Origin of the sequence: Tateyamaria sp. (assembly GCF_039940735.1) — a bacterium.
GTDB lineage: Bacteria > Pseudomonadota > Alphaproteobacteria > Rhodobacterales > Rhodobacteraceae > Tateyamaria.
Window position 1 is genome coordinate 136,099 of sequence record NZ_JBDVGB010000048.1, and the last position, 21,984, is coordinate 158,082.

The 21,984-nt window shown below is 55.1% G+C and carries 24 protein-coding genes; 21 read left to right on the plus strand and 3 right to left on the minus strand.

All coding sequences use genetic code 11. From position 1 onward, the window contains the following. Positions 1-69 precede the first annotated feature (69 nt). A complete protein-coding gene (locus ABJF76_RS09655) occupies positions 70-732 on the minus strand; it encodes a GntR family transcriptional regulator (protein ID WP_413822227.1) in 663 nt (220 codons plus the stop codon). A 15-nt stretch (positions 733-747) separates the two neighbouring features. After that, positions 748-1,134, minus strand: coding sequence for a YciI family protein (locus tag ABJF76_RS09660; RefSeq protein WP_413822228.1), 387 nt, complete (start codon positions 1,132-1,134; stop codon positions 748-750). Between the two features lie 92 nt (positions 1,135-1,226). On the opposite strand from ABJF76_RS09660, the gene ABJF76_RS09665 reads away from it, so the two are divergent. From ABJF76_RS09665 to ABJF76_RS09735, 15 genes are all read left to right on the plus strand, one after another. Beyond that, complete coding sequence (locus ABJF76_RS09665; RefSeq protein ID WP_413822229.1) at positions 1,227-2,111, plus strand: fumarylacetoacetate hydrolase family protein; 885 nt, start codon at positions 1,227-1,229, stop codon at positions 2,109-2,111. Next, entirely contained in the window at positions 2,108-2,773 is a 666-nt protein-coding gene (locus ABJF76_RS09670; RefSeq protein ID WP_413822230.1) for a malonic semialdehyde reductase, read from the plus strand. The genes ABJF76_RS09665 and ABJF76_RS09670 overlap by 4 nt, the downstream gene beginning before the upstream one ends. Positions 2,774-2,800: 27 nt before the next feature. Continuing rightward, complete coding sequence (locus ABJF76_RS09675; protein WP_413822430.1) at positions 2,801-3,247, plus strand: OsmC family protein; 447 nt, start codon at positions 2,801-2,803, stop codon at positions 3,245-3,247. Between the two features lie 47 nt (positions 3,248-3,294). Beyond that, positions 3,295-4,368 carry a C4-dicarboxylate TRAP transporter substrate-binding protein gene (locus ABJF76_RS09680; protein ID WP_413822232.1) on the plus strand — a complete coding sequence of 358 codons (1,074 nt, stop codon included), beginning with the start codon at positions 3,295-3,297 and terminating at the stop codon, positions 4,366-4,368. A 32-nt stretch (positions 4,369-4,400) separates the two neighbouring features. After that, complete coding sequence (locus tag ABJF76_RS09685; RefSeq protein WP_413822233.1) at positions 4,401-4,952, plus strand: TRAP transporter small permease subunit; 552 nt, start codon at positions 4,401-4,403, stop codon at positions 4,950-4,952. Further along, positions 4,949-6,253 carry a TRAP transporter large permease gene (locus ABJF76_RS09690; protein ID WP_413822234.1) on the plus strand — a complete coding sequence of 435 codons (1,305 nt, stop codon included), beginning with the start codon at positions 4,949-4,951 and terminating at the stop codon, positions 6,251-6,253. Before ABJF76_RS09685 ends, ABJF76_RS09690 begins: the two co-directional genes overlap by 4 nt. Positions 6,254-6,264: 11 nt before the next feature. Then, entirely contained in the window at positions 6,265-7,131 is an 867-nt protein-coding gene (locus tag ABJF76_RS09695) for a dioxygenase (RefSeq protein WP_413822235.1), read from the plus strand. Between the two features lie 79 nt (positions 7,132-7,210). Further along, positions 7,211-8,257 (plus strand): MBL fold metallo-hydrolase, encoded by a 1,047-nt coding sequence (locus ABJF76_RS09700; RefSeq protein ID WP_413822236.1) that lies wholly within the window; start codon positions 7,211-7,213, stop codon positions 8,255-8,257. Between the two features lie 198 nt (positions 8,258-8,455). Beyond that, positions 8,456-10,036, plus strand: a complete 1,581-nt coding sequence (locus tag ABJF76_RS09705) for an ABC transporter substrate-binding protein (RefSeq protein WP_413822237.1) — start codon at positions 8,456-8,458, stop codon at positions 10,034-10,036. Positions 10,037-10,109: 73 nt separating this feature from the next. After that, the gene (locus ABJF76_RS09710) at positions 10,110-11,675 is read left to right on the plus strand and encodes an ABC transporter substrate-binding protein (RefSeq protein ID WP_413822238.1); all 1,566 of its coding nucleotides are present in this window, start codon (positions 10,110-10,112) and stop codon (positions 11,673-11,675) included. Positions 11,676-11,729: 54 nt separating this feature from the next. Further along, positions 11,730-12,710, plus strand: coding sequence for an ABC transporter permease (locus ABJF76_RS09715; RefSeq protein WP_413822239.1), 981 nt, complete (start codon positions 11,730-11,732; stop codon positions 12,708-12,710). After that, on the plus strand, positions 12,710-13,654 hold the full coding sequence (locus tag ABJF76_RS09720) for an ABC transporter permease (protein ID WP_413822240.1): 945 nt from the start codon (positions 12,710-12,712) through the stop codon (positions 13,652-13,654). Before ABJF76_RS09715 ends, ABJF76_RS09720 begins: the two co-directional genes overlap by 1 nt. Further along, positions 13,654-14,010 (plus strand): hypothetical protein, encoded by a 357-nt coding sequence (locus tag ABJF76_RS09725; protein ID WP_413822241.1) that lies wholly within the window; start codon positions 13,654-13,656, stop codon positions 14,008-14,010. Before ABJF76_RS09720 ends, ABJF76_RS09725 begins: the two co-directional genes overlap by 1 nt. Beyond that, the gene (locus ABJF76_RS09730; RefSeq protein ID WP_413822242.1) at positions 14,007-14,981 is read left to right on the plus strand and encodes an ABC transporter ATP-binding protein; all 975 of its coding nucleotides are present in this window, start codon (positions 14,007-14,009) and stop codon (positions 14,979-14,981) included. Before ABJF76_RS09725 ends, ABJF76_RS09730 begins: the two co-directional genes overlap by 4 nt. Continuing rightward, positions 14,981-15,943, plus strand: coding sequence for an ABC transporter ATP-binding protein (locus tag ABJF76_RS09735; protein ID WP_413822243.1), 963 nt, complete (start codon positions 14,981-14,983; stop codon positions 15,941-15,943). The genes ABJF76_RS09730 and ABJF76_RS09735 overlap by 1 nt, the downstream gene beginning before the upstream one ends. Before the next feature lie 69 nt (positions 15,944-16,012). Here ABJF76_RS09735 and ABJF76_RS09740 read toward each other — a convergent pair whose 3' ends face one another. Continuing rightward, the gene (locus ABJF76_RS09740) at positions 16,013-16,801 is read right to left on the minus strand and encodes a transporter substrate-binding domain-containing protein (RefSeq protein ID WP_413822244.1); all 789 of its coding nucleotides are present in this window, start codon (positions 16,799-16,801) and stop codon (positions 16,013-16,015) included. Between the two features lie 128 nt (positions 16,802-16,929). Here ABJF76_RS09740 and ABJF76_RS09745 point away from each other — a divergent pair, with 128 nt between their 5' ends. From ABJF76_RS09745 to kynU, 6 genes are all read left to right on the plus strand, one after another. Then, positions 16,930-17,670 carry an amino acid ABC transporter ATP-binding protein gene (locus ABJF76_RS09745; protein ID WP_413822245.1) on the plus strand — a complete coding sequence of 247 codons (741 nt, stop codon included), beginning with the start codon at positions 16,930-16,932 and terminating at the stop codon, positions 17,668-17,670. 10 nt (positions 17,671-17,680) lie between these two features. Then, positions 17,681-18,445: an amino acid ABC transporter permease gene (locus ABJF76_RS09750; RefSeq protein WP_413822246.1), complete on the plus strand. Its 765-nt coding sequence runs from the start codon at positions 17,681-17,683 to the stop codon at positions 18,443-18,445. 22 nt (positions 18,446-18,467) lie between these two features. After that, entirely contained in the window at positions 18,468-18,806 is a 339-nt protein-coding gene (locus ABJF76_RS09755) for a carboxymuconolactone decarboxylase family protein (protein ID WP_413822247.1), read from the plus strand. Positions 18,807-18,885: 79 nt separating this feature from the next. Further along, positions 18,886-19,701: an alpha/beta hydrolase gene (locus ABJF76_RS09760; RefSeq protein ID WP_413822248.1), complete on the plus strand. Its 816-nt coding sequence runs from the start codon at positions 18,886-18,888 to the stop codon at positions 19,699-19,701. A gap of 63 nt (positions 19,702-19,764) precedes the next feature. Beyond that, entirely contained in the window at positions 19,765-20,595 is an 831-nt protein-coding gene (locus ABJF76_RS09765; RefSeq protein ID WP_413822249.1) for a tryptophan 2,3-dioxygenase, read from the plus strand. Next, positions 20,592-21,794 carry a kynureninase gene (kynU, locus tag ABJF76_RS09770; RefSeq protein WP_413822250.1) on the plus strand — a complete coding sequence of 401 codons (1,203 nt, stop codon included), beginning with the start codon at positions 20,592-20,594 and terminating at the stop codon, positions 21,792-21,794. The genes ABJF76_RS09765 and kynU overlap by 4 nt, the downstream gene beginning before the upstream one ends. Positions 21,795-21,984: the final 190 nt, after the last annotated feature.

Sequence of the window (21,984 nt, forward strand, 5' to 3'; positions counted from 1 at the left end):
CTCCATCTTTGCGAAGGAGGGTGTCATAATATCGATATTATTGCAAATACATAGTTTAAATCGGCAAAGCTACAGGTCGGTTAGCTGTGTTGTCAGATAGGCCCCTGTCAGGCGGTAGTGGCTTAACAACGCCTCGCAAGCAGTTTGCGCGTCGCGCTGGATCGCGGCCTCAAAAATGGTGTCATGTTCGGCGGGAATATTGCGGTTTTGGTAATTTTTACCGCCAGCGGCAAGATTTCGATACCGGATGTTCAAGTCATAAAGTTGGCTGCAATAGCGTTCCAACATGGGCGAATTTGCGTTGCTTAGCAGGGTCATGTGAAAGGACTTGTGCGCGTCTTCGAAGGTTTCTGTATCTGTCATCCGCTTCATGCGGTGATGGGACAGCACCAGACGTTCTTCCCAATCGGGCGTAGCTTTGGCGATGGATTGAAGCAGCGCCATCTCTTCGAGGGTGCAGCGTAACGACAGAATTTCATCGAAGTTGGCGATGCTGGCAGGTGCGGCACGAAATCCACGTTGATCAATGCGTTCCACCAACATATCCGAGGTCAAAAGGCTAAGCGCCTCGCGCACAGGCGACGCGCCGGTGTCCAAGAGGGTGCGCAGTTGTTCGATCTTTAGCTTTTGGCCCGCCGGCAATTCGCCAGTCAGGATCATCTGACGCAGCGCAATATAGGCGGCGCGTGTGGCTGAGGTTTCTCTACCGCTGCTGTCGTCTATCATGTTCATGCCGAAATCCTTTGGTCAGGTCAGTGTGACACCCTTGGTCGATAGTCCGACGGACAAAGACAGCGATCCTTCGTTTATCATCCAACGACGTAATACAAAACTGCGCGCGCCGGAACTGTGCATGGGGTCGGCTTCGGCAAGCTTGCGTGCGGATTCTAGGCTTTCCGCGCGGTAAATGATTAAGCCCATGCCTTGCATGTGGTCGCCCGTTTCATCCGACATTGGCCCCGCAAAAGCAAGCGCGCCTGCGCGTTCAAGTTCTGCCTGATAGGCAAGATGATCAGGCACAGCGGCCTTGACGTCGCCGGGGTCTTTGGCCGGCGTTGTCACCGCAGCATAAAGCTCAAGCGCCAAAGCGCCGCGTGATTTTGCATCTGATTTGTAGTCTGCCCAAGCCACCATGGTTGCGATCCCTGTCGTGTAAAAAATCGATATTAATTGACTTATGTCCATATTGTAGTCAGAAATGATTCAAATTTACAAGGATTCTGATCATGAAATATCTGGTGGGCGAGACGCCGAATGGCGCGGCGGTTTTTGCGGTCACGGGCGAAGAAGCCGTTAATCTTACGGCTTTGGACGCTGCGGTTGGCGCTGACCTGATGGCTTTGATCCTTGATCCGGCATTGGCCGAATCAGTGTCCGCCAAGATGGACGGTGCCCCGCGCGTTTCAGTGGCTTCGATCACGCCGGCACTGCCAGTCGCTGCGCCCGGCACCATCATTTGTTTGGGTCTGAACTATACGGATCACATCAAAGAAGGTGGGTACGAGATCCCCGATTACCCGGCCCTGTTCATGCGCGGCAAGAGTTCGATCATGGCCGCTGGTGCGCCACTTGTGCGCCCGACATGTTCGGAAAAACTGGATTACGAAGCGGAGCTGATGTTCATCGTTGGCAAAGGCGGGCGTCATATCTCTGAGGCCGACGCGCTTGATCATGTCTTTGGCTATACCGTATTCAACGACGGTTCTGTGCGCGATTATCAGCGTAAAACGCACCAATGGACGCCGGGCAAGAACTTTGACGACACTGGCGCGATTGGTCCCTTTGTAGTCACGCCAGACGAAGTGCCCGCAGGCGCTGCGGGCCTTAAAATCGAAAGCCGCGTGGGCAGCGAAATTCTGCAATCGTCAAACACGGGCAACATGATCTGGTCTGTTGCGCAAACCATTGCGACCATTTCGGAATATACAACTTTGGCCCCCGGCGATCTGATCGCGATGGGCACGCCCCCCGGTGTGGGCCACGCCAAAAAACCAAACCCACGTTGGTTGGTACCGGGTGAGGTGGTCGATATCGAAATCGAAGGGATCGGCATTTGTTCGAACCCGATTGTCGATGAAAAAGACCACGCGAAAGCGGTGGCCGCAGAATGAGTGCGCCAACAGGAACAGAGCTGGAAGCCTTGCGCGCTAAAGCGCAGGAAGACCATCGCGCATTGCGTAAACGTATTGGCCGCCTTTCGGATGATGCGATTGATCTGATCCTTCGTGATGCGCGTTCGCATTACGCATGGACAGACAAACCCATTCCCGACGGGATGCTCGAAGAAATTTACGACATCACGATCAATGGTGCGACGTCGATGAACACGCTGCCTGCGCGTTTCATTTTTGTGTCGTCCCCTGAGGGCAAGCAACGTCTTGCCAAGTCGCTCAAGCCACAGAACGTGTCGAAAATGATGGGCGCGCCTGTCACGGCCATCATCGCGCAAGATATGGAGTTCTGGAAAGAACTGCCGTTCTTGTTCCCGCACGAAGATCGGCGCCACATGTTTGATGGCAACGAAGCTTATTGCAAGGACACGGCTGATCGTAACGCCACTTTGCAAGGTGCGTATTTCATGATCGCGGCCCGTGCTGTCGGGTTAGATGTCGGTGCGATGTCTGGCTTTTCCAATGCCATCGTTGACGAAGAATTCTTTCAGGGCACCAGTCTGAAATCCAATTTCCTGTGCAATATTGGCTATGCGGATGAAACCGCTTTGTTCCAGAAACTGCCGCGTTTTGCGTTTGATCAAGCCTGTACTATCGTCTGAGAAGGGGAGCCAACAATGGCCGTAAAAATGAAAACTGTCGTAACGTACCGCGCCACTGCGGCCTGCCCGACACATGCGCGCACGGAAATTCCGGTACGTGATTTGAACGTGGTCATCGACGAACCGACGGAACGTGGCGGCACCAACCTTGGCCCCACCCCAACCGAAGCCGCGATGACGGCGTTGATTGCGTGTACCAACGTGATTGGCAATAAAAACGCGCATCGTTTGGGTATCGATTTGGGCGAAATCTCAATCGCGGCAGATTGCAAATTCGACCGACGCGGCGTTCTCATGGAGGAAGAGATCGACGTGCCGTTTCCCGCCATCACTTTGACGGTCAATTGCGTGACGCCCGCCAGCCAAGAAGACCTTGATCTTGTTGGGGCGGAAACGTCAAAATACTGCGCCATCGCTAAATTGTTCGAAGGTGCCGGCACCGACCTGACCGTCAATTGGGTAAAGGCCAACTAAATCAAATCAAAGGGCCGAATGGCCCGTTTTCTGGGAGGAAAAACAACATGATGAATTGGACGAAACGCGCATTTGCGGGTGCAGCCCTTGCGGCGATGACAGCATTCCCCGTTGCTGCAACCGAAACCATTTCGGCCGTCGTGATCGACGGTTATCCTGACCGCGCTTTGTGGGTCAAAGAGTTCACCAACTTCTTTATCCCCGAGGTCGACCGCCGTCTTGCCGAAACCGGCAATTACAAAATGGGTTGGCAGGAAAACTACGGTGGATCCATCGTGAAACCCAAAGGGGTGCTTGAGGGCGTCCAACTGGGTCTGGGCGATATCGGCATCGTCACCACGATCTTTCACTCGTCTAAATTGCCCAGCCAAGGTCTGTCTGCGGTGACGCCGTTTGTGTCTTCGGATGCGCGTGCCGTTGCTAAGGCGATTGACGAAATTGCCCGTGAATTCCCTGCGATGCAGAACGAATTTGCCGCCCAAAACCAAGTTTACTTGGCCACTGGCGTCGTACTGAACAGCTATCAGATGTTTTCGACCAAAGAAGTCAGCAGCATTGCTGATCTGGAAGGGTTTAAAATCGCCGGTGCGGGCCTGAACCTGCGCTATCTCGAAGGGATCAAGGATTCTGCTGGTGTGCGCGGCGGTCTGACGGATTTCTACAACATGCTGCAAACCGGTCTGGTGGATGCTGGCATGCTGTGGCCCGAAGCGGCAGCCACGTTCAAGATTTCCGAAGTGGCGCCTTACATGCTGCGTGCGGATCTTGGCGCGGTGAATTCCAAAACCATCACCGTGAACAAAGACTATTGGGACGGCCTGCCGGATGAGGTCAAAGAGGTGCTGCAACTTGTGGCCGTAGATTACCGCGACCACTTGGCCGGTATCGCTATGGATCGCGCGGCGGCGGCTGAAAAAGCTTATACCGACGCAGGCGGCACGATCATTGATGTCTCTGCCGAAGATCGCGCGGCGTGGGCCAATGCAATGCCTAACATTGCGTTGGAATGGGCCGGGACGTTGAACGACAAAGGCGAGCCGGGCTCTGACATGTTGGCGGCCTACCTTGGCAAGCTGGACGCAGGCGGTTTTGTCGGCGTGCGCGACTGGTCCAAACCCTAAAACCTTTAAGTAACCCGAGAAGGGCCAAGATTATGCTGAAGTCTGCACTGACTGGCCTCTCTCGGGTTGCCAATACCCTTGCGATCACAGCCAACGTTGCCGGGACATGTACGGTACTTGGGTTGGTGGTGATCCTGAACGTCGACGTGATTGCACGAAGTCTGTTCAACGCCCCGCTCAAGGGCACCTATGAAATTGTGCAATTGGCCGTCGTCATGATCGTGTTTTTGCAACTGGCTGATGTGGTTCGGGTGGACCGTTTGACACGCTCGGATGGGTTTTTGAACTTGCTGCATTACAAACGTCCCGGACTGACATCTAGCCTGCGGCGGATCATCAACGCGGTGTCTGCCATCTTTATGGGGTTGATCGCCTACATCATGTTTCCCGAGTTCATCAAAATGTGGGGGACAAATGACTTTTTTGGCGTGCCCGGTGTGTTCACCATTCCCTGGTGGCCGGTCAAACTGGTTATCGCTGCGGGCAGCGCGTTGGCCTGCCTGATCTTTGCGATCAAGGTGATCACCGCGCAGGACCGCCCACATCTTATCCGCACCCCCGAACATGACGAGACCAAAGCATGACTCCTATTGAAATTGGCCTAATTTCGGTCGTTGCCATCGTCTTTCTGATCTATGCGGGCGTTTATATTCCGATTGCGCTGGGCATGGTGTCTATCGTTTCGATCTGGATCATGCGTGACAACTTCACCCTGTCGCTGAACCTGCTCAAGATTGCGGTCGGCGACAGCGCTATGGTCTATAGTTTTGCCACCATTCCGCTGTTTACCTTTATGGGGCTCATTGTGTCCAAGGCCGGGTTGGGGCGGGATATATATGAAGTCATGACCATGCGGTTTCGCAAGGTCAAAGGTGGGATTGGCATGGCAACTGTCGGTGCGAATGCCGTGTTCGCCGCCGTTACAGGGTCATCCATCGCCTCAGCTTCGGTGTTCACTAAAGTTTCCGTGCCGCAAATGATCGCACAGGATTACAACCCGCGCTTTGCTGTTGGTGTTGTGGCCGGCAGTTCCGTTCTGGGCATGATCATTCCGCCATCTGCGATGTTGATTATCTATAGCTTTGTGTCTGAACAATCCGTTGGCGACATGTTCCTTGCGGGTGTCATTCCGGGCATCATGCTTGCCATCGCCTATGTGGCTGCGATCTGGTTCATGGGGCGCTTTACGCCGGGCTTTGTCGGTGGTCGGGCTGTGGCCGAAACCGAATGGATGTCACGCCGCGAAATTGCATCGAAAACCTTGCCGACTGTCGGCCTGATCACTATCGTTTTGGGTGGGATCTATACCGGCTGGATGACAGCCGTAGAAGCCGGGGCAACCGGGTCACTGGTCGCGTTGATCATCGCAATCGTGCGACGTTCCATGACGCTCAAGGGGTTTTGGGAGGCGCTGTTGGAAACCGGTCATATCACCGCCGCCATCCTGTTCTTGATCACTGCGGCATCGATTTACAGCCGGATGCTTGGCCTTGCAGGTCTGCCCAACCAATTGCAGGATTTGCTGGCGGGCAGTGATGCGACGTTCTGGACGATCATGCTGCTTTATGTGCTGTTGATGATCTTTTTGGGCACCATTTTGGACACGGCTTCGATCATTCTGATTGTTGTCCCGCTGTTCCTGCCGCTGGTCGAAGCGCTTGATATGTCGTTGATTTGGTTTGGGATCATCACCGTGGTCGGTGCCGAAATCGGGCTGCTGACGCCGCCCCTTGGGATATCGTGTTTTGTGATCAAATCGACGCTCAATGATGACAGCATATCGCTCAAGGATGTGTTCATGGGCGCGCTGCCCTTTGCCTTTGTGATGCTGATCATCCTGTTCATCCTGATCGAATTCCCGATCCTCAGCCTTGCTTTGCTTTAAGGACCTCGCCCATGCGTAACGTAACCAAAGACAACATCACCGACGTTTTCAAAGGCTACATGGCCAATGATATGGCGCCGCGCACGCGCGAGATCATGAGCGCCTTGGTGCAGCACCTGCATGATTTTGCGCGCGAAACAAATCTGACCCACGAAGAATGGCGCGACGGTATCGCGTTCCTGGAAGGCTGCGCTGCGATCGAAACCGAAGACCGACATGAATTTGTGCTGGCTTCGGATGTGTTGGGCTTGTCGTCACTGGTCGATATGCTGCATTCGCGTGATGATGCGACCTCGTCTTCGGTGCTTGGACCATTCCACGTGTCCGGCGCGCCTGCGTTGGCCGTTGGGGGCGATATGAAACGCGACTTTGGCGGGCCGATCCTGCTGGCCGAAGGGGTGATCCGCGACACCGATGGCAACCCGATTGCGGGTGCTGAAATCGACATTTGGCAGACCGCGCCCAACGGGCTTTACGCCAGTCAAGACGACGCACAAGATACGTTTTCGTTTCATGGGCTGATGACAGTCGGTGATGACGGGCGCTATGCATTCACGACGGTGAAACCTGTGGAATACACGGTGCCGTCAGATGGCCCTGTGGGTGATATTCTGCGGGCTTGCGGGCGGCATCCATGGCGGCCTTCGCACCTGCATTACATCGTCAAAGCACCGGGGTACCGTGACCTTGTGACCGAGATTTTCCCCGATGATGATCCATACCTTGATCAGGACACCGTGTTCGGTGTGCGAAAAGATTTGGTGATGACCTATCACGAAAAGCCCGCCTCGGAATTCCCGGATGGCATGGCGCTGTCGGGCAAGGTGGATGCGCCATTTTTGGCGGTCAAATTCGACGTGATCTTGGCAAAAGAATAGGCATGCGCCTTTCATTTGCGTGGGATCGAAGGCACCGTTTGGGCGGTGTCATATGAAGCCATGGACTGGGAGGTTATCCATGAAACATCTAAAGTATGCGGCCACGGTCGCGCTGGCATTTGCCGCATCACCGGTACTTGCTGCCAATTGTGTTGAGGTCACGATTACTGGGGTTCAGGGCGGCCCACCTGTGTTTCAGGGTCAAGCCGGGTCTGGCACTTTGGTCACCTACGGCACCGAAGAAAACAACTGCCGCGATGTGTTGATGCAGTTCGACACCGGGCGGGGCACCACACAACAACTGTCCAAAATCGGCGTGCCGGTTGGGCGTTTGTCAGCGGTGTTTTTGACGCACATGCACTCGGATCACGTCGAAGGGTTGCCCGACATCGCGCAACTGCGCTGGCATTTCAATTCCGCAGGTCCAAAGCTGCCTGTGGTGTGTTCGCAAGACGCCAAAAGCCCGGCGGGCCACACGCTGTCCTGCCAGAACTATGCAAACTATATCGGTGCTGCGATGATGAATTCGGGCGAGATCGCGCAGCGTCTGGCCGAGAACCCCAAACGTTTGGCGGGTGGCCCGGCAGAGCTGCTTGAGGTGGCGAATTTTGGCCCGAATGAGGGTGCGCAACAGGTCTGGTCATCGGGCGACGTCACGGTTTCGGCCGTCTTTTCGCGCCACGTGCCGGGGCATGCGTCTTACCGCGTTGATACACCGGCAGGCAGTGTTGTGATTGGCGGCGATGCGGGCAACGACAAACCCGCGCCACCGCGTGATGCGTCCACCTCTGCACAGGTCGAGTCTTTGGCCGAAGGTGCGGATGTCATTGTGCATTCCACCATTCACCCCGTTATGGGGCCGGATGGAGCAACAGGTTTCCCACCGCCCATTTTCTTCCGCCAAAGCACCGCGACCGATTTGGGTGCAATGGCCGAACGGGCAGGGGCGGGGCATCTGATGCTAACGCACTTGATCCCACCTGTGGGCGCGCCACGCCAAGGGCCGTTTAAACTGCCTGCACCTTTGACCAATGCCGATTACACCACCGCTGCAGCGGATGGCGGTTTCACGGGCAATGTGGTTGTCGGTGCTGATCTGGAAAAACTGCGTCTTGTTGCGAATTAAGTAAACACGCCCCCGCCGGCACATGTTGGCGGGGGCACTTTGATGGCCGAAATTTCAATGCTCGCGTGTTGCTCCGTTTTCCTAAGCGCTTCGGTCGGAAAACGGTCATTTCCCACACCAAATTCACCTCAGCCCTTGCCAAAAGCAAAAAATGCACCAAGCTTGGCGCAGAAAAATAACAACTATAGGGAGTTCTTTATGAAACCGACACTTGCATTGACAGTGGGGGCTTTGTTGCTGACCACTGCGGCGCCTTTGGCAGCTGAAACACTGCGCTGGGCGCGTTCAGGCGATGCGCTGACCCTTGACCCGCATTCCCAAAACGAAGGCCCGACGCACACCATTCGCCATCAGATGTATGAACCTCTGATCATCCGCGATGTGACCGGCGCGTTTGAACCTGCACTGGCCACCGATTGGGCGCCATCGGCTGACGATCCGAACGTATGGGTGTTTAACCTGCGCGAAGACGTAAAATTCCACGACGGCGCTGATTTCACTGCCGAAGACGTCGTGTTCAGCTTTGAACGCGCCAAGCAGCCCAATTCTGATATGAAAGAGCTGATTGGCTCGATCACCGAAGTTCGCGCCGTTGGCGATCTTTCGGTTGAGATTGTGACCGACGGGCCCAACCCGATCCTGCCAAGCAACCTGACCAACCTTTACATGATGGACAAAGGCTGGACCGAAGCGAACGACACTGTCGCTGTGCAAGATTTTGAGGGCGGCGAGATCACATATGCCACAACCCACGTGAACGGCACTGGCCCCTATACGCTGGTCAGCCGCGAACCAGACGTGAAAACCGTGATGGCGCGCAATGATGCCTATTGGGGCATTGATCAGTTCCCGATGGAAGTTACCGAAATCGTCTATACCCCGATTCAAAACGCTGCGACCCGTGTGGCTGCGATGCTGTCGGGCGAGGTTGATTTCCTACAAGATATGCCTGTCCAAGACCTTGAGCGCGTGAATGCTGTCGATGGTTTGGTCGTCAAACAAGCGCCGCAAAACCGAGTGATCTTTTTTGGGATGAACCAAGGCGCGGATGACATCGAAAGCGATAATGTCGATGGTAAGAACCCGCTGGCAGATGAGCGCGTGCGCCGTGCGATGTCGATGGCGATCAACCGTGATGCGATCCGTCAGGTTGTGATGCGTGGTCAATCCATACCTGCGGGCATGATCGCACCACCGTTCGTTAATGGCTGGACAGCCGAAATGGACGCTGAATCCTCAACTGATATCGAAGCGGCCAAGGCTTTGATGGCCGAAGCGGGTTACGCGGATGGGTTTTCGATCCGTCTGGATTGCCCGAATGATCGCTACATCAACGACGAAGGTATCTGTCAGGCCTCTGTTGGGATGTTGGGTCAAATCGGTGTTAACGTGAACCTTGATGCCAAGCCTAAGGCACAGCACTTTCCGCTGATCACCGACGGAAAGACCGATTTCTACATGCTGGGTTGGGGTGTTCCGACTTACGATTCCGAATACATCTTTAACTTCCTTGTACACGGTCGCGAGGCTGACATTGGGACGTGGAACGGCACGGGTTTTGACAATGATAACCTGGACGAGATGATCGGCTCGTTGGCCTCCAACACGGATCTGGATGCGCGTAATGCTGACATTGCGACCATCTGGCGGGTGATTCAGGACAATTCGCTGTATATTCCGATCCACCACCAAGTGTTGAACTGGGGTATGTCCGAAAAAGTTGGCATCGAAGTCGACGCCGAGGACCAGCCAAAGGTTAAATACTTCACCATGAAGTAACCAAAATCAGGGCGCGCCGGACCATCTGGCGCGCCCTTTTTATTTTAGCGCTGAACCAGATTTAGGACCGATGATGTTACGCACTTTCAGTTATGCCGCTCTTTTCGCCGCTCTTGCCCCTGTGCTTCACGCCGAGGAATTTACATGGGCGGTCACGACGGACCCCCAAACCATGGACCCACATGCAGTGAACTCTGCCCCGGTTCTGGGCTTTTTGAACAACGTCTACGAAGGTTTGGTACGGCGCGGGCAGGACATGGCGATTGAACCCGCTCTTGCCACAAGCTGGGAACCGATTGGCGCAGGTGAGGGATGGCGGTTTAAATTACGCGAGAGTGTGACCTTTCAGGATGGTGCGGCCTTTAGTGCTGAGGACGTGTTGTTTTCCTATCAACGCGCCTCAAGCGAAGAGGCAGACGTAAGCAGCTGGTTTGCGCCAGTGTCTGAGGTCGTTGTTGTCGACGACTTCACCGTCGATATCATGACTACCGCAACCAACCCGATCTTTCCCGACAGCATCGCTAACTGGATGATGATGGACAGCGGTTGGGCCGCCGCCAACGGGGCCGAACGCCCCAACAAAGATACGGGTAACTACGCCACGCTCAACGCCAATGGTACGGGCGCATTTGCTATCACCAATCGCGAACCGGGCTTGCGCACGGTTCTGGAACCGTTCGCTGGCTGGTGGGGCGAGGCGACCCACAACATCAGCCGTGCCGAGTTGACGCCGATCCAAAACCCGGCCACAGCACTGGCCGCTTTGCTGTCAGGCGATGTTGATTTCATCAACCCGGTACCGGTGCAGGACGTCGCGCGCTTGCAAAACGACCCAAGCGTCAAAGTCATCCAAGGCATCGAGGCGCGTGTGATTATGCTGGGCTTCCCGCACGAAGCGGATGCGCTGAAGTATTCGACTGAAACAACGGATGCGAACCCCTTTGCAGATCCGCGCGTGCGCCGGGCTGTGGCCATGGCGATCAACGTGCCTGCCATCCTGCAAACCACGATGCGCGGCAACGCCGAGGCGATCAACCAATTGGTCAGCCCTGCGATGCGCGGGTATTCGGCAGGCCTTGGCAATGATCCCGTCTATGACCCCGAAGCCGCCCGCGCTCTACTGGCCGAGGCAGGGTACGGTGAAGGTTTTTCCTTTGGCCTTAAGTGTCCCAACGACCGTTACCTGAATGACGAGGCCGTCTGTCAGGCCATCACAGGCATGCTGGCCCAAGTCGGCGTCCGCGCGACACTGGATGCGATGCCGGTACAAAACTACTGGCCCGAATTGCGCGCTGACAACTACGACATGTACTTGTTGGGCTGGTCACCGGGCACCTTTGACGCCGAACACCCCATTCGTTTTCTTGCCGCAACCCCAAACGAGGAAAAGCGTCTGGGCAGCTGGAACTTTGGCGGCTATTCCAACGCACGCGTGGACGAATTGCTGCCGATGATCCAATCCGAGATAGACGAGCCAAAACGCCAAGGAATGTTGGATGAAGCCGCGCAAATTCTACAGGATGACACGGCTTATGTGCCGATGTACGTGCAGCCGCTCGTTTGGGGCGCGCGCGCCAATATCGATCTGGTACAACGCCCGGATAACTTCTTTATCCTGCGTTGGGTGAGTGTTAATTAAGAACCTTCGGGGCGCGTATATCGCGCGCCCCGACCGTTCCTGAAAGTCTTATTCATGTTGGCCTTTATCCTGCGACGCGTGTTCCAAAGCGCCATTGTTCTGCTGGTTGTTGGGCTGGTGGCGTTTTCGATGTTCAACTTTGTCGGTGATCCCATCGACAACATGTTGGGCCAAGAACGCACCCAAGACGACATTGACCGTTTGCGTGCGCAACTGGGCCTCGATCGATCCTTTCCGGTGCAGTATTTCAAATTCCTGCAAGAGGCCGTTCAGGGTAATTTCGGCGTCAGTTTTCGCCAAGGGCGACCTGTGGCCGAAATTTTGCTGGAACGCGCGCCCGCCACCCTGGAATTGGCCGCTGTGTCCGGCATCCTTGCTATCGTTTTTGGCATCGCATTTGGCGTGTTCACAGCCATCAGACGCCGCGGGTTTGTTGCGAACTTTATCATGTCAGCCTCGCTTATTGGCGTATCACTGCCGACATTCCTGATCGGGATTTTGCTGATCTACATCTTTTCCGTCGAACTTGGATGGCTGCCCAGCTTTGGGCGCGGCGACACTGTCAAAATTGGCAGTTGGACGACGGGTTTGCTGACCGACACGGGCCGCAAAGCGTTGATTTTGCCATCGATCACACTGGGCCTGTTCCAGATGACGCTGATCATGCGCCTTGTGAGGTCCGAGATGCTGGAAGTGCTGCGCCAAGACTACATCCGGTTTGCCCGCGCCCGTGGCTTGAATGACCGCGCGATCTATTTTCGGCACGCGTTGAAAAATACCATGGTGCCCGTGATCACCGTGATTGGTCTGCAACTGGGCGCGATCATTGCGTTCGCGATCATCACTGAAACCGTATTCCAATGGCCCGGTGTCGGCTTGTTGTTCATCAACGCGGTGCAGTTCGTCGATATTCCGGTTATGGCCGCCTACCTTATGCTGATCTCGGTCATGTTTGTGGGCATCAACTTGATCGTCGACATCCTTTATTTCTTTATCGATCCGCGCTTGCGTGTTGATCGGGCAGGAGGACACTGATGACCGACAGTTCCGTTAAACCAGCCGAGCAGTCCCGCCTGCGCGTGTTTCTGGACGGCGATATCTTCTATATGTTCAAGACCTCGCCTGTGGCTGTGGTGTCCACAATTGTGGTTGTGTTTCTTGTGCTGTCCGCCGTGTTCGCGCCGTTGATCGCACCTACCAATCCCTTTGATCCGGCATCGCTGAATTTGATGAACGGATTTACCGCGCCGTTGGCGCCGAATGCGTTCACGGGCGAAAGCTTCTTGCTGGGCACTGATGATCAGGGGCGCGACGTGTTTTCCACGATCCTTTATGGCATGCGCGTATCGCTATTTGTGGGTGCGGCCGCCGTGCTGTTCGCCATGGTGCTGGGCATCACGCTGGGGCTGATTTCTGGTTATGTCGGTGGCTGGACAGAGACAATCATCATGCGCACTGCGGATGTGCAACTGACCTTTCCGTCGATTTTGGTCGCGATGCTGATCTTTGGTATCGCCAAGGGGATCACGCCGGTCGAATACCGCGATCAAATGGCGATCTGGGTGCTGATTTTGGCAATCGGGCTTAGCGACTGGGTGCAATTCGCACGCGTGGTGCGCGGCGCCACGATGGTCGAAAAACGCAAAGAATACGTCGAAGCTGCCCGCCTGATTGGCCGCAAACCCGGTTCGATCATGCTGCGCCACATCCTGCCCAACGTGCTGTCGCCTGTGCTGGTTATCGCAACGATTTCGCTGGCGCTGGCAATCATCGCCGAGGCAACGCTGAGCTTTCTAGGCGTCGGCGCACCCGCCACGCAGCCGTCTTTGGGCACATTGATCCGCATCGGCCAAGGCTTCCTGTTTTCCGGCGAATGGTGGATTTTGCTATTCCCTGCCGTGACGCTACTGGTGCTGGCACTCAGCGTGAACTTGCTGGGCGACTGGCTGCGCGATGCGCTGAATCCGAGGTTGCGGTGATGGTAAACGAATCAGAAAAAAATTTACGTGAAACACTGTTCATTAACGTCCAAGATATTGCGGATGGATCATTGCTGAAGATCGTAGGTAGTGATGCCGTTTCCAATTTTTGGGATGATTGGAGCGACCCTGCTGATTGGATAACCCCACCGCTTTTCACACCAGAAGACGTGAAATCATGCCGCGCCTTAATCGAGGCATTCAAAAATTTTAATGAACTCGGTCTGGAGAATACTACAGTTGCTGAAAACCTAATGAACTACCCAGAGTATCGAGCGGTCGAATCGAAAGCAAAAGTTGTTTTTAAAACAATGTCAGTTAGAGGGGCGAGACCCCTTGGACTAAGAAGTCTATGACCTCCCCCGTCCTCTCCATCCGCAACCTTTGCGTCGAAATCCCCAGCCGCCATGGCGTCGTAAAACCCGTGGACGGCGTCAGCTATGACATCCGCGCAGGCGAAATCCTTGGTGTTGTTGGTGAATCCGGTGCGGGGAAATCAATGGCTGGCAATGCGGTCATCGGCCTGTTGACCCCACCTGCCCATATCGCTGCCGGGGAAATTTGGCTCAATGGCAATCGAATCGACACCTTAAAGGGCGACGCGATGCGTAAATTGCGTGGCAAAGAAATCGGCATGGTCTTTCAAGACCCGCTGACCTCGCTTAACCCGCTGTTGAGCATTGGCGATCAGTTGACCGAAACCATGCTGACGCACCTTGATATCACCCGCGGCGAGGCGGAAAAACGCGCTGTGGCCGCGTTGGAGGAAGTCGGCATTCCGGGCGCTGCCGAACGCATCGATAGCTATCCGCACGAGTTTTCCGGCGGTATGCGCCAGCGGGTTGTGATCGCGCTGGCGCTTTGTGCTGAGCCGTCGCTGATCATCGCGGATGAACCGACCACCGCGCTTGATGTATCCGTGCAGGCGCAGATCATTGCGCTGCTCAAACGGTTGTGTCGGGATCGCGGTACTGCCGTCATGCTGATCACCCACGATATGGGCGTGATTGCCGAAGCTGCCGACCGGGTGGCCGTGATGTATGCTGGGCGGCTGGCCGAGCTTGGCAATGTGCGCGATGTGCTGACCAATCCGCGCCATCCGTATACGCATGGGCTGATGGCCTCGACCCCGCTGGCCTCGGCTGGCAAGGCACGGCTGCACCAAATCGAAGGGGCGATGCCCCGGTTGAATAAGGTGCCTGCTGGGTGTCCTTTCAATCCGCGTTGTGCCTATGCCGAGGATAAATGTCGCGTTGCCCCAAGTCCGCAGATCACGGATGGGGTTGCGGCCTGTTGGTTCCCGCTTGCGACAGAAAAGGTATCTTGATGTCCCTGATTTCTGTCGCCGCGTTGACGCGTGTCTTTGACGTTTCCAAACCATGGTTGAACCGCGTGATCGAACGCCGCCCAAAGGCATTGCTGACGGCCGTGTCGGATGTGGATTTTGAAGTCGAGGCACGCAGTACCTATGCGCTGGTTGGCGAAAGCGGGTCGGGTAAATCCACCATCGGGCGGATGCTGGTTGGGTTGCTCAAGCCAACTTCGGGCACCGTTGAAATCAACGGCGTGAATCTCGCATCCGAAAAAGATGCGGGTAAGGTCGACAAGGTCCGTTCGGACATTCAGATGATTTTTCAAGACCCGTTTGCGTCGCTTAATCCGCGTTGGCGGGTGCGCGATATTATCGTCGAACCCGTTGTGGCGCGGGGTGGCGATGCGACCGGCTTGGCCGAGAAGTTGCTAGAACAAGTGGGCCTGTCGGCCTTGGACGCGGGCAAGTTCCCACATGAGTTTTCGGGCGGTCAGCGTCAGCGGATTTGCATTGCGCGCGCCTTGTCGTCTGAGCCCAAGTTGATTGTGTGTGACGAGCCGACCTCGGCGTTGGATGTGTCTGTGCAGGCACAGGTTCTGAACCTGATGAGCGATCTTAAGGACAATTTTGGGCTCACTTACGTGCTAATCAGTCACGATCTGACGGTAGTGCAGCATATGGCCGATCGAATTGGCGTCCTGTATCTGGGCCGTCTTGTGGAGGAGGCCACGCCTGAAGATCTGTTCGCCAACACCAAACACCCCTACACAAAAATGCTGCTGGAAGCGGCGCCTCGTATGGACGGTTTTGGACGCGAAGCGGTTTTGCCTGAGGGCGAAATTCCGGACCCGATCAATCCGCCAACGGGCTGTGCCTTTCATCCGCGTTGCCCATTGGCAACCGATGTTTGCAAGGCGGAACGCCCCGTGATGCGCACGCTAAATGCGACACGGGTGGCATGCCATTTGGCCGAATAGGCCGGCACCGGACATGAAAAAAGGCCCCGTCGAAAGGGGCCCTTTAAGTTTCGTTAAGTTAGCTGGACCTTATAGGCCCCACTTAACGGCGGTATCTTGAAAGAAGCTTTGGGCTTTCTTCAGTTCGATCCAGCTGTTCACGTAGTTGATCCACACTTGATCCTGCTGTGGTAGAAGCATTGCGATGGGGGTCGGCGCACGTGCTGCGTCGACATCGATCAGGCGCAGGTTCGGGAATTTTTCCAGCAGTGTCGCACCTTCGATGTTGGAGGTGATGAAGACATCGGAACGCCCTGCCAACACTTCTTGGAAGCCACGTGCGGGGGCTTCGACGACTGTGATGTCGGCCTCAGGGAACCAGGTGCGCACGTTCTTTTCGAAGGTTGTGCCAAGCGTGGTCGATACTTTGACGTCACCGGAATTGATCGAATCCCAGCCGTCAAAGTTTGCGACCTTGTCATCGGTGGTAAAGGGGAAGATTTCGACAGAGATGTAGCTGTCGGAATAGCCAGCTGCCTTCAGACGTGCCGGGCTGATCGAAGCAGACCCTGTCATGTGATAGTTGCCCGCAACTACGCCGTTCACCAAAGTTTTCCAGTCGGTCGGGACAAATTCAACTTCGACCCCAAGATCGGTTGCCAATTGTGTCATGACGTCAATGTCATAGCCCACGTAGGAATTGGTAGCGGGGTCACGCACGGTCATTGGGTTCCAGTCGCCGGTGGTGCCGACTTTGAGAACGCCGCCCGACAGGATGTCGTTCAATGCGGACTGTGCCGTCGCGGCACCTGCTGCAAGGCCTGCTGCAAGGCCTGCTGCAAGGCCCAGCGCCAATCCGAATGTTTTAAATAGTTTCATCTTTTGTCTCCCGTAGGGTTTTTGCGCATCGAGTAACCCTGTTGGGTCTGTTCAACGCGCATTTCGCGTGGTTTTGTTTGAACTTCACGGATAGGAGATATCTAACTCATTTGAGAGGGGGGACAAGTATGCAAGACGCACCCGTCATCAGTATTCGTGCGGTGAATAAATGGTTTGGCGATTATCAGGCCCTCAAAAACATCGATCTCGAAGTGTCTTTGGGCGAACGCATTGTTGTGTGCGGTCCTTCTGGATCGGGGAAATCGACGCTGATCCGTTGTGTGAATGCGCTTGAAAACCACGATTCTGGTTCCATCGTCGTTGACGGCATCGAGATGGCCGACAAAAATGCAGCAGCGGCGATCAGTTCCGAAGTTGGCATGGTGTTTCAGCAGTTTAACTTGTTTCCGCATCTCAGCATCCTGCAAAACTTGACCCTTGGTCCAATGAAAGCGCGCGGCTTACCCCGTAAAGAGGCTGAGGAACGCGCGATGCGCTATCTTGAACGGGTGCGTATTCCCGAGCAGGCCCACAAACGGCCCAGCGAATTGTCCGGCGGGCAACAGCAGCGTGTCGCCATTGCGCGTTCGTTGTGTATGGAGCCCAAGATTATGCTGTTTGATGAACCAACTTCGGCGCTGGACCCCGAGATGATTTCCGAGGTGCTTGATGTAATTGTCGATCTGGCGCAGGACGGCATGACGATGATCGTTGTCACGCACGAAATGGGTTTTGCCCGGCGCGCGGCCAACCGTATGATTTTCATGGATCAAGGCGAGATCATCGAAACCGGCCCACCGGAGACGTTCTTTGAAGCGCCCAAAACCGAGCGCTGCCAGAAATTCCTTTCCCAGATTTTGCAACACTGAGGGGCATGTGATGAACCGACGTCTTGTGTTTTTGTTGGCTGCTTGTCTGGTGCTTGCGGGTTGCGGCGCCAGCGGCAATTGGGGTTGGTATGTGATTGACCCGCGCACAACGGGCGGGGCCAACAACATCAAATTCCTGTTGAACGGGTTTTGGGCCACGATCCTTTTGTCCGTAATCGCCGCTGCGATGTCGATGGTGATTGGCATGATTGTTGCCTTGCCGGGCATGTCGTCCAACCGTTGGCTGCGCTTGCCGTCTCGGATCTACATCGAATTTGTGCGCGCCATTCCGTTGCTACCCATGCTGTTTTGGGTGTTTTACGGATTGCCTGTGGTGCTGAAATCCATTGGCATCAGCGTCAGCATCGATGCGTTTTGGGGGGCAATCATCACGCTTGCTATTTCAGACAGCGCGTTCACAGCGGAAATCTATCGATCCGGCATCCAGTCCATCAACAAGGGGCAGACTGAAGCAGCCAAAACCGTTGGGCTGACCTACAGCCAGACCATGATCTATGTGATCTTGCCCCAAGCGATCAAACGTATCCTGCCGCCCTTGGCCAATCAATTCATCTATATCGTCAAGATGTCAGCCTTTGCTTCGGTCATTGGCATGCAAGAATTGACGCGCCGCGCTAATGAATTGGTGGTGACAGAATACCGCCCGCTTGAGATCTATTCACTGCTCATTCTGGAATACCTCGTGCTGGTGCTGATCATCAGTTTCTTTGTGCGCTGGCTGGAACGCAAAATGAAGGCGGATGAAAGCCGTTAAACCAATCAAAAAGGACATCTAAATGAACTGGACCACATTTTTGGCCGATACGATGGGCCGCATCGGCACGTTAAGCAAACAGGCACCGGGCATGTTTGATGGCTTCAACACAATGTCCCAAGCCGCCAAACGCAATGGCGCATTGGATGAAAAAACCAAAGAACTGATCGCCCTTGGCATCGCTGTGTCGACGCGCTGCGACAGTTGCATTGGTTTTCACGTCCAGTCCTTGGTGCGCCTTGGCACAACGCGCCAGGAACTGTGCGAAGCGCTTGAGATGATCGGGTATATGGGCGGTGGCCCCGCGATTGCTTACGGTGCAAAGGCGCTTGAGGCCTTCGACGAATTTTCTGCCGCTTAATTCGGCAACACCGGTTTAGTATTTTGGCCTATCACACGTTTTGGGCCCCAATGCCGTCATATCAAGCAAGGTGGGATAGATGCTGGCACCGATAAAAGACTGGGATGATGCCTTTGCGAATATGGCCCACATTGCGGGGTCAGACGCGTTGCCGGGTGTTTGGTTGGAAGGTGCTGCGCAATACCGCGCTGGCGTTTCTGTCGAAACTGACATTGCTTATGGTGATTCGCCGCGTGAAAAGTTGGACATCGTCTGGCCGGAAAACACCCCAAAGGGGTTGGCTGTTTTCATTCACGGTGGGTTCTGGTTGCGGTTGGACAAATCCTACTGGACACAGTTTGCCGAAGGTGCGCGTGCGCTTGGTTGGGCGGTTGCCTTACCCAGCTACACTCTGGCCCCAGAGGCGCGCATCAGCCGCATGACACAGCAAATGGGGGCAGCCGTCGCCCATGCGGCATCGCGGGTTAAGGGCCCGATTTGCCTGTCGGGGCATTCCGCAGGCGGGCATCTGGCAACCCGGCTGATGTGCCACGACAGCCCGCTTGACGCTGCCACCCGACAACGGATTGCGCGCACGATGTCCATCAGTGGGCTGCACGATCTGCGCCCTTTGATGCACACCAAAATGAACGAAGTCTTGCGTATCGATCCGGCCGAGGCTGTATCCGAAAGCCCCGTCTTGCAGACACCAGCAGCGGCGACGCCTCTGACGTGTTGGGTTGGCGGGGGTGAGCGGCCAGAATTTATCCGTCAAACTCAGATCATGGCGCAGATGTGGGAAGGGCTGGATGCACCAACCACCTGTGTCATCGACGCAAAGCACGATCATTTCACGGTCATTGAAGGCCTGAAAGATCCGAGCAGTCCAATTTGCCAAGCCTTCGTTGGTCTTTGATCAATATGGGTAGGCAAGCCGTGACGACAACAGACGACGCAACAAGGAAAGGAGACATGAGACATGCCAACACATGATCCAGAGGCCGACGGGGCCAAAATGTCCTTTGCCAAAGACATGTCCTATATCGATTACCTGTCACTGGACCCAATTCTTGGGGCGCAGAACCTGCAGTCGACGGCGCATGATGAAATGCTGTTCATTATCCAACATCAAACATCCGAACTGTGGATGCGCCTTGCGTTACACGAGCTGTCGAGCGCTCGAGATTTGCTTGCCAAGGGCGATTTTCAGCCCGTATTCAAAATGTTGACGCGCGTGTCGCGCATTTTCGAACAACTTAACACCGCGTGGGACGTTCTGCGGACAATGACGCCAAGCGAATACACCGAATTTCGTGATGACTTGGGCGCGTCTTCGGGCTTTCAGTCGCACCAATACCGTTTGATCGAATTCATTCTGGGTAACCGCAATCGCGCGATGATGAAGGTGCATGAACACCGCCCAGAATTACATCACATGCTGGGGCAAGAACTGGAAACCAAGTCGTTATACCACGTTGCGCTTGATCAGTTGGCGCAAGGGCTGGATATGGAATTTGATCAGGCGGTCTTTCGCATGGACGCCTCCCACCTTGCGGATGATGCCGTGATGCACGCATGGACAAAGGTCTATGAAAACCCACGCGAATACTGGTCGCTTTATGAACTGGCCGAAAAGCTTGTCGACCTTGAGGACTACTTTCGCCGCTGGCGCTTTAATCATGTCACGACGGTCGAACGGATTATCGGATTTAAGCGGGGCACGGGCGGCACATCAGGCGTGACATACCTGCGCCGAATGCTAGAGGTCGAACTTTTCCCAGAACTTTGGAACCTTCGAGGTCAGTTATGAACAGCACCAAAACAACATTGCCAGTTAAAGAGAAATTCATCTTGCCAGAGGGCATGATTTACTTGGATGGCAATTCGCTTGGCCCGTTGCCCAAGGGGGCCGCTGCGCGGGTGCAGACCATGATGACGGATGAATGGGGAGCGCATCTGATCAAGGGATGGAACGTCGATGACTGGATGGCGCAGCCCATGCGTGTCGGCAACCTTATTGGGCGGTTGATTGGTGCCCCCGATGCCAGTGTGACAATGGGCGATACCCTGTCGATCAAAGTGTATCAGGCCCTGTCCGCTGCGTTAAAAATGCGCCCTGATCGCAGGGTGATCCTGTCAGACAGCGGTAATTTCCCGTCTGATCTGTATATGGCTCAAGGATTGGTCCAACAGCTTGGGCAAGGGTACGAGTTGCGCATTGTCGCGCCCGAAGATGTTGTCGATGCGATGGACGACACTGTTGCTGTCGCAATGATCACCCAAGTCGATTACCGCAGCGGGCGTCTGCACGACATGGCCCAAGTGACGCAGGCCGCCCATGGGGCGGGTGCGGTCATGCTGTGGGATTTGGCGCATACAGCGGGGGCAATGCCGGTGGATGTCGCGGCTTCGAACTGCGAATTTGCGGTGGGCTGCACCTATAAATACCTCAATGGTGGTCCCGGTGCGCCTGCGTTTATCTATGCCCGCGCTGATGTGGCCGCGGACATGCAACCGGCACTGGCCGGCTGGCTGGGCCATGACGCACCGTTCGCCTTTGAATTGGATTACCGCCCCGCGCCGGGCATTGAGCGTATGCGTGTGGGCACGCCCCCAGTTTTACAATTGGCTGCCTTAGAAGAGGCGATGACCGTTTGGGAAGGCGTCGACATGGAGGATTTGCGTGCCGCATCCATCCGGTTGTCCGATCTGTTTATTGCAGGGGTGGAACGCGCGTGCCCAGAACTGACCCTTGTCAGCCCACGGGACGGTGCGATGCGTGGCAGCCAAGTTTCGTTTGCGTTTGAAAGCGGCTACGCCGCGATGCAAGCATTGATTGCGCGGGATGTCATTGGCGACTTTCGTGCGCCTAATATAATGCGTTTTGGCTTTACGCCGCTTTATATCAATGAAGATGATGTGGAGCGAGCTGTTGAAACCCTGTCGGATGTTATGACGAAGCGTTTATGGGATCAACCGCAATATCAACGAAAGTCTGCCGTGACTTAATAGCGTATTCGCCATGTGCCTGAAATTTCTTTTTGAAAGCGAATGACGAGCCATCAATTTGATTGTGCTAGGTGGTGGAGATTTCGATTTTTATTTTTAAAAAAGCACTATTTGATAAAGATCTTCGTTAATGAAATGTTAACACTCACAGCTTTACGTTGTTAACCTTTGGTGAGGCAATTTATTGCAG

What these genes read in the sequence shown, in the direction of transcription:
- ABJF76_RS09685 (WP_413822233.1), top strand. Translation starts at nt 4,401, where the DNA reads ATGCTGAAGTCTGCACTGACTGGCCTCTCTCGGGTTGCCAATACCCTT.
- ABJF76_RS09750 (WP_413822246.1), top strand. Translation starts at nt 17,681, where the DNA reads ATGAACCGACGTCTTGTGTTTTTGTTGGCTGCTTGTCTGGTGCTTGCG.
- ABJF76_RS09730 (WP_413822242.1), top strand. Translation starts at nt 14,007, where the DNA reads ATGACCTCCCCCGTCCTCTCCATCCGCAACCTTTGCGTCGAAATCCCC.
- ABJF76_RS09675 (WP_413822430.1), top strand. Translation starts at nt 2,801, where the DNA reads ATGAAAACTGTCGTAACGTACCGCGCCACTGCGGCCTGCCCGACACAT.
- ABJF76_RS09665 (WP_413822229.1), top strand. Translation starts at nt 1,227, where the DNA reads ATGAAATATCTGGTGGGCGAGACGCCGAATGGCGCGGCGGTTTTTGCG.
- kynU (WP_413822250.1), top strand. Translation starts at nt 20,592, where the DNA reads ATGAACAGCACCAAAACAACATTGCCAGTTAAAGAGAAATTCATCTTG.
- ABJF76_RS09695 (WP_413822235.1), top strand. Translation starts at nt 6,265, where the DNA reads ATGCGTAACGTAACCAAAGACAACATCACCGACGTTTTCAAAGGCTAC.
- ABJF76_RS09655 (WP_413822227.1), bottom strand. Translation starts at nt 732, where the DNA reads ATGAACATGATAGACGACAGCAGCGGTAGAGAAACCTCAGCCACACGC.
- ABJF76_RS09710 (WP_413822238.1), top strand. Translation starts at nt 10,110, where the DNA reads ATGTTACGCACTTTCAGTTATGCCGCTCTTTTCGCCGCTCTTGCCCCT.
- ABJF76_RS09670 (WP_413822230.1), top strand. Translation starts at nt 2,108, where the DNA reads ATGAGTGCGCCAACAGGAACAGAGCTGGAAGCCTTGCGCGCTAAAGCG.
- ABJF76_RS09760 (WP_413822248.1), top strand. Translation starts at nt 18,886, where the DNA reads ATGCTGGCACCGATAAAAGACTGGGATGATGCCTTTGCGAATATGGCC.
- ABJF76_RS09735 (WP_413822243.1), top strand. Translation starts at nt 14,981, where the DNA reads ATGTCCCTGATTTCTGTCGCCGCGTTGACGCGTGTCTTTGACGTTTCC.
- ABJF76_RS09765 (WP_413822249.1), top strand. Translation starts at nt 19,765, where the DNA reads ATGCCAACACATGATCCAGAGGCCGACGGGGCCAAAATGTCCTTTGCC.
- ABJF76_RS09725 (WP_413822241.1), top strand. Translation starts at nt 13,654, where the DNA reads ATGGTAAACGAATCAGAAAAAAATTTACGTGAAACACTGTTCATTAAC.
- ABJF76_RS09745 (WP_413822245.1), top strand. Translation starts at nt 16,930, where the DNA reads ATGCAAGACGCACCCGTCATCAGTATTCGTGCGGTGAATAAATGGTTT.
- ABJF76_RS09705 (WP_413822237.1), top strand. Translation starts at nt 8,456, where the DNA reads ATGAAACCGACACTTGCATTGACAGTGGGGGCTTTGTTGCTGACCACT.
- ABJF76_RS09755 (WP_413822247.1), top strand. Translation starts at nt 18,468, where the DNA reads ATGAACTGGACCACATTTTTGGCCGATACGATGGGCCGCATCGGCACG.
- ABJF76_RS09715 (WP_413822239.1), top strand. Translation starts at nt 11,730, where the DNA reads ATGTTGGCCTTTATCCTGCGACGCGTGTTCCAAAGCGCCATTGTTCTG.
- ABJF76_RS09690 (WP_413822234.1), top strand. Translation starts at nt 4,949, where the DNA reads ATGACTCCTATTGAAATTGGCCTAATTTCGGTCGTTGCCATCGTCTTT.
- ABJF76_RS09700 (WP_413822236.1), top strand. Translation starts at nt 7,211, where the DNA reads ATGAAACATCTAAAGTATGCGGCCACGGTCGCGCTGGCATTTGCCGCA.
- ABJF76_RS09680 (WP_413822232.1), top strand. Translation starts at nt 3,295, where the DNA reads ATGATGAATTGGACGAAACGCGCATTTGCGGGTGCAGCCCTTGCGGCG.
- ABJF76_RS09720 (WP_413822240.1), top strand. Translation starts at nt 12,710, where the DNA reads ATGACCGACAGTTCCGTTAAACCAGCCGAGCAGTCCCGCCTGCGCGTG.
- ABJF76_RS09660 (WP_413822228.1), bottom strand. Translation starts at nt 1,134, where the DNA reads ATGGTGGCTTGGGCAGACTACAAATCAGATGCAAAATCACGCGGCGCT.
- ABJF76_RS09740 (WP_413822244.1), bottom strand. Translation starts at nt 16,801, where the DNA reads ATGAAACTATTTAAAACATTCGGATTGGCGCTGGGCCTTGCAGCAGGC.